Source organism: Myxococcus sp. AM011 (genome assembly GCF_013372595.1).
GTDB lineage: Bacteria > Myxococcota > Myxococcia > Myxococcales > Myxococcaceae > Myxococcus > Myxococcus eversor.
This window is the reverse complement of sequence record NZ_JABXEM010000417.1, coordinates 1-6,470: the sequence shown is the minus strand read 5'-3', so window position 1 is coordinate 6,470 and position 6,470 is coordinate 1. Positions and strand designations below refer to the sequence as shown.

Genomic DNA, 6,470 nt, shown 5'->3' with positions numbered 1-6,470 from the left:
CTCCCACCCGCTGAAGTGACGACCCGGAAGCACTTCTCCTGTCTCGACAAGCTGGGCCTCGCCATCCTCGCGGTGACATGGGTCCTGGCGGAGGTGTGTCCAAGCCCCGCGCTCGCGAGCGAGGCCGCCCGTCCCCAGGCCCCCACGCTCGTGGAGTGCCGGGAGCGCTTCCTGGCGCATCCCGAGGCCCGGGAGAGCGCGATGTGTTTCTACCAGTGCGCGCAGGCGCCCCCCGCGCGCGACACCGTCCAGCGTGAGCTGACGGCCCTGGTGGAGCGACATCCGGACCATGGCTGGCTGGCCCTGGTGCTCGGACACGTGGAGCACCTGACGGACCGGAAGGCCGCGGAGGCGCCGTACCAGCGCGCCGCGATGACGTTCCGTCGGCTCCAGGACGCGGAGGGCGAGGTGCTGGCGGGAATGAATCTGCGCGTCATCCTCCTGGCACAAGGGCGCACCCAGGAGGCCGCGGAGTGGACACGCCGCGTGGTGGAAGTGGCCAGCGCCTCCGGCCGGCCGGAGCTGCATGCGCGCGCGCTCATCGTCGAGGCCAGCCAGCTCTACGAGGTGGAGCAGGACCTGGGCCGGGCCTTCCGAGTGCTCAAGCGCGCCGAGGCACTCGTCTTCCCGGACGGTGGCGAAGGGCTGAAGAAGCAGTACCTGGGCGTCATGAGCACGGTGAGCGAGAGGCTCGGCCGGTTGGAGGAGGCCGCGGACGTCAACCTCCGCCTGGCGGAGCTGGCACGAAGCACTCGCGACCTCTTCCTGGAGGGACATGCGCGCTACATGCTCGCGAGCCTCGCGACGCGGCGGCTCGAGCGAGACCCCACGCCGGGAGGACGGGAGCATGCGCTGGCCCTCGCCCGGCAGGCGCTGGCCGCCGCGGAGAACACGGGGAACCAGACGCAGGTGACGCGCGCGCTGCGCATCACCGTGGCGATGCTGGGGAACACTCCCGAGGAGCGGCGCGAGGCCGACGAGCTGCTCAAGCGCTGCATGTCCCTCGCGGAGCTGCTGGATTCGAACGAGCGGCGACTCGCATGCCTCTCGACACGGGCCGTGCGGCGCGTGGACGTGGACCCGGCCGGAGCCATCCAGGACGCGGACGCGGCGCTCCGCCTGGCCGTCGAGGGAAAGGACCCGCTGTATCTCGCCTGGGCCCTGCGCGGACGCGGCACGGTGGCGTACCGGACGCAGCCCCTCCCCGAGGCCCTGCGCCATGCCGAGCGCGCCCTGGACGCGGCGGAGGCCTTGCGCGAAACCCAGAGCGACGCCTCCAGTCAGGCGGAGCTGCTCGCGACCTGGGTCGGCGACTATCACCGCCTCGCCGGTTGGACGTTGGAAGCCGGCGGTGCGACGGGCCAGGGCGCCACGCTTCCCACGCGGGAGACGCTGACCCGGGCCTTCGCGGTGAGTGAGCGGCTGAGAGCGCGGACGCTGCTCGACGCCCTGGTCGCCTCGCGAGCACTGGCGTCCTCCGAGGACACTCCCGAGCGTCGCGCGGAGCGTGGCGAGGTGCAGCGGCGGTTGGTGGCGGTGCAGCGGCGGCTGCTCGACGCAGCACTCGCGGAAGGCGGACGCGAGACGGCCTTGAAGGAACTCCAGGAGCTGGAGCGGCACGAGCGGGACTTGCGACCCGCGCCCCGCCACGGGGCACCGGACTTCGCCTCGCTGGAGGCCGTGGAGCAGGGGCTGGGCGAGGACGAGGCGCTGCTGGCCTTTCTGGTCGGCGACGACGGGGACGTCTCCGGCACGTCGGCGGGAGGCGCGTGGGTGCTCGCGGTGACGCGAAGTGGGACGCAGGTCCATCGCCTCCCCGAGCGCACGCGGCTGGTGGCGGCGGCCACGCTGTTCTCCGGGCTCGTCGAGCGCCGCGACGACTCCGAGCTCGGCGCGGCGGCGGCCCTCCATGCGCAGTTGCTGGGCCCGGCCCTGGCGGGGCTGCCTCCGACGGTTCGCCGCTTGTTGCTGGTGCCAGATGGACCGCTCCATGACCTGCCCTTCGCCGCGCTGCGCGAGCGACCAGACGGTCCGCCATTGGTGGCTCGCTACGAGCTGGCGCTGGTGCCTTCCGCCAGCCTGTGGCGCCATTGGAGACAGGCCCCCGCGCGTGCACCGGGAGGCGAGGCCCTGGTGCTGGCGGACCCCGACCGCGCCCTCCGCCAGCCCCTGGCCCGAGCGGCGGCGAGAGAGCGGACCGGCGTCTTCACCGAGGCCGCGCGACTCGGAGCGCTTCCCGAGGCACGGCGCGAGGGACACGAGGTGGAGGACGTGCTGCGTGGCACCCACACTCCGGCGCGGCTGCACGTGGGCACCGACGCCTCCGAGCACGCGCTCAAGAGCACGGACCTGTCGAGCGTGAGGGTGCTCCACCTGGCGGCCCACGCCGTCGTCGATGCCGAGGCCCCCGAGCGCTCGGCGCTCGTACTCGCCCCGGGTTCCGAAGAAGAGGACGGCATCCTCCAGCCGAGGGAAATCGCGGAGCTTCACCTGAAGGGCGCGCTGGTGGTGCTCTCCGCCTGTCGGAGCGCGTCCGGGACCGTGCTGCCAGGAGAGGGCGTCCTGAGCCTCGCACGGGCCTTCTTCGAGGCCGGCGCCCACGCGGTGGTGGCCAGCCTGTGGCCGCTGCGCGACGACGAAGCAGCGGCGCTGGTGGAGCGGTTCTATCGGCATCTGGCCACGGGGGCGGGCACGTCGGCGGCGCTGCGCGCGGCTCAGCTCGAGGCCATGGAGGACGGCCTGCCTCCAGCGGCCTGGGCGGGACTGGTGGTGCTGGGGGATGCCTCGCTCGTGGCCACCACGCCCCTGGAGCGCGGTGGAGTGACGACGGGAGCGCTCGCCCTGACGACGACGGCGTTCCTCGTCCTCATCGGCCTCGTGCTCGGGGCCCGCCGTCGGGTTCGCGGCAAGCCCCCCTCCTGACGGGCTCAGCAGTCGAACGGCGTCCCGTTGCCGCCCGCGTCGAAGGACGTCCAGATGTACGAAGGGTCGAGTCCCTCGTACGTCTGGTCATTGCAATACAGGTTCTTCGACTGGAAGTTGATGAAGCAGCCTCCCGCCACGGAGGAGAGCCAGTTGGTGCGCGTCTTCCAGTCGCTGCACGTGGACACGTAGTGCTGGTGGACACCGTTGTTGTTGAGCGTGGTGGCGCGGCTGTGGGCCTTGAAGTCGTTGTTCACATTCACATAGGGGAAATACCAGACGTGTCCCTGGGGAATGGTCTTCTTGAAGAGGATGCCCCAGTCGCAATAGCTCTTCAGGCAGTTGCGCTTCTGGATGTCCCAGAAGATGCCGCCGGTGATGGCGCGCACGTAGGCGCCATACCCAATCATGTCCGTCGAAATCCACTCGGTGACCTCGTCGATGTCCCGGTGCCAGTCCTCGCAGCGTCCGTGGTTGTCGTGCATGTTGCCCTGGCCATTGGCCTTCAATCCGCCGCACGTGCCCAGGGAGCGAGGCGCACCCGCGCCGATGGCCGGCTCGGAGACGGACGGCGAGGTGCTGCCCTGCTTCCAGTTGCCAGCGACGACGACCGCGTCGCTGTGGGCCTGGAGCGTGCGCGGCACCACCGTGCCCGTGGGAGACAGCGCGAGGTAGAGCGCGGCGGGGCTCGCGGCGGCGGACATCTGCGTCATCACCCGGTCGATGGACGTGGTCGACGTCTCGGGACCACCCACGGCGACGGCGATGGACTCGTCGTCCACCCTGATGAACTCGACGGTGACGTCATCGGGAGCCCGGAGCGTGGTCAGCACCGGCGCGGTGACGGAATCCCCCGCGGGGCTCTGCACGACACTGAGCGCCAGCGGCGCCAGCCCATCATCCGGATACTGCGGCTCGGGGTCCGTGGTGACTGACGCCGCGCTGGCGGTGTCCAGCACGGGCGGTGCCACCTCGACGCGCGCGGTGGAGGCATCACAGCCGACGGACAGCGACCACAGCAGGCACAAGGGAGACAGACGCGCGCCCCAGGACACGGGACGACGCGACACGAAGTGAGGAGACATCGAGGCTCCACCACGGGCGCCTGGTCGCCGTCATGGCGGGCCAGTCAATCGCGCCGATGTCCCCACCCAACGTCCCCCGCACGGAAATCCCCTCACCGCTGGAGCAAACGCGCGAGGAACTCGCGGGTGCGCGGATGCTGGGGCTCGCGAAGTACCTGCTGCGGCGTGCCCTCCTCGACCACCTTCCCCGCGTCCATGAACACCACGCGGTGCGCCACGTCCGCCGCGAAGCCCATCTCGTGTGTCACCACGCACATCGTCATGCCCTCACGCGCCAGCTCACGCATGACCTCCAGCACCTCGCCCACCAGCTCCGGGTCCAACGCGCTGGTCGGCTCGTCGAAGAGCATCAACTCCGGCTTCATCGCCAGGGCCCGCGCAATCGCCACCCGCTGCTGCTGCCCCCCGGAGAGCTGGCTGGGGTACGCGTCCGCGCGCGTCTCCAGATGCACCATGGTCAACATGCGCCGCCCCAGGGCCTCCGCCTCCGCTTCCGACAGCCCCAGCACCTTGCGCGGCGCCAGCGTCACGTTGGCCAGCGCGCTCAGGTGGGGGAACAGGTGGAAGCGCTGGAACACCATGCCCACACGGCGGTGCAGCGCCTGAAGCGCCTTGGGCTCCGCGCTCACGGGAATGCCCCCGACGACGACTTCACCCTCGGACGGCACCTCCAGGCCACACAGGCACCGCAGGAGCGTGGACTTGCCACAGCCGGACGGGCCCACGAAGACCACCACTTCTCCAGGCTGCACCGAGAGGTCCACCCCCTTGAGGACCTCCAGTGCACCGAAGCGCTTGTGCAGATTGCGAACCTCGACGAGCGCCATGGCGTTCCTCACCCCTGACGGTGGAGGCGCTTCTCCAGCGCCGAGGCCAGCCGCGTCAGCGGCAGCGTGGCCAACAAGTAGAACAACGCGACGAGCGGCCACACGGCCAGCGGCGCGGCGAGCTGGCTCGCCAGCTCCTGTCCCGCCCGCGTCAGCTCCGCCATGCCGATGATGGACACCAGCGAGGAGTCCTTCAGCAGGGCGATTCCCTCGTTCGTCAGCGGCGGCAGCACGTTGCGCACCGCCTGCGGGAGGATGACGTAGCGCATGACCTGCGCGCGCCCCATCCCCAGCGCCCGCGCGGCCTCCTCCTGCCCCGCGTCCACGGAGGCGATGCCCGCCCGGAAGATTTCCGCCACGTACGCCGCGCTGTTGAGCGTCAGCGCCAGCACCGCCGCCAGCATCGGCGCCAGGTCCACGCCCAGAAGCTGCGGCAGCGCGTAATAGATGAAGATGATTTGCACCAGCAATGGCGTTCCACGAAGCCCCTCGACGTACGCGGCGCACAGCCACGAAAGCGGCCGGAAGCGAACGCGCCGCCCCAGGGCCACGGCCAGCCCCAGCGGCATCCCGGAGAGCAGCGCCAGCACGGTGAGCCCCAGCGTCAGCCCCAGTCCCCGGGCCAGCCGCCAGGTCACCTTGCCCCAGGGCACGGCCGGCGGGGTCGCCTGGGCCTTCTGGGCCGCCTCGCCAAAGTAGCGCTCCTCCAGCGCGGCGAACCTCCCGCTGTCGCGCAGGCGCTGGAGCGCGGCGTTGACGGCCTCGCGCAGCGCGGGGTCATCCGGGCGCATCGCGATGCCGTAGTGCTCCTCCGTCAGCAACCCGCCCGCGGCGCGCAGCCCCTGGAAGCCATGGGTCAGGAAGTAACGCAGCGTCGGCCCGTCGCCCACCACGCCCGCCAGGTTGCCGTTGCGCAAATCCTGGAGCGCCAGGTCGATGCTCGGGTACTGCCGCACCTCGATGTCCGGGAACTTCTCCAGCACCAGCGACGCGCTGGTGTTGAGTTGAATGCCCGCCGTCTTCCCGCGCAGGCTCTCGAGGCCCGTGACCGCGGTGTCCGCCTCCCGCGCCACCACGAGCTGTCCCGCCGTGTAGTACGGCGTGGAGAAGCCCAGGCGCTGCTGTCGCTCGGGAGTCAGCGTCACGGCCGAAATCACCAGGTCGAACTTCCCCGCCATCAACGCGGGGAACACCCCGTCGAAGGACGTGTTCGTCCATGAGACTTTCGCGCCCAGCTCTTCGGCGACGAGCGCCCCCAGCTCGATGTCGAAGCCGACCAGCTCGCCGTCCTTCACCGACTCGAACGGCGGGTAGGTGGCATCCGTCCCGATGCGCAGAGTCCGGCCCTTCCAGTCCCCTCCAGAGCCCGGCGCATCACCCCTGCCACAGCCGAGCAGTACCGCCAACCCCCACGCGAGGCACAGCAAGGCGAGCCCGGGAGTGTGGGGCTGGCGACACGAAAGGCGGCGGCGCGGCATGGAACGAACACCCCCCATGCCCAACTATCCTTGAGGCATCAAGGGTTTCCACCGGGAGCGGACAACCCATGACAGCCACGCAACTTCCGCCCTCCCTGGGCCGATAAACTTCCACACCATGAAGACCCCGATCTCCGGCCCCCGCGTCCAGCCCCGTC

General features: G+C 70.7%; 4 protein-coding genes. 1 reads left to right on the top strand and 3 read right to left on the bottom strand.

The features are described from left to right. The coding region (locus HUW62_RS45030; RefSeq protein WP_368670638.1) for a CHAT domain-containing protein at positions 1-2,922 on the top strand (2,922 nt) is incomplete at its 5' end. 5 nt (positions 2,923-2,927) lie between these two features. On the opposite strand, the gene HUW62_RS45025 is transcribed toward HUW62_RS45030, so the two are convergent. From HUW62_RS45025 to HUW62_RS45015, 3 genes are all read right to left on the bottom strand, one after another. Then, the gene (locus HUW62_RS45025; RefSeq protein WP_176437955.1) at positions 2,928-4,007 is read right to left on the bottom strand and encodes a hypothetical protein; all 1,080 of its coding nucleotides are present in this window, start codon (positions 4,005-4,007) and stop codon (positions 2,928-2,930) included. Between the two features lie 92 nt (positions 4,008-4,099). After that, positions 4,100-4,834 carry an amino acid ABC transporter ATP-binding protein gene (locus tag HUW62_RS45020; RefSeq protein WP_176437954.1) on the bottom strand — a complete coding sequence of 245 codons (735 nt, stop codon included), beginning with the start codon at positions 4,832-4,834 and terminating at the stop codon, positions 4,100-4,102. Positions 4,835-4,842: 8 nt separating this feature from the next. Continuing rightward, positions 4,843-6,240, bottom strand: coding sequence for an ABC transporter permease subunit (locus HUW62_RS45015; RefSeq protein ID WP_176437953.1), 1,398 nt, complete (start codon positions 6,238-6,240; stop codon positions 4,843-4,845). Positions 6,241-6,470: the final 230 nt, after the last annotated feature.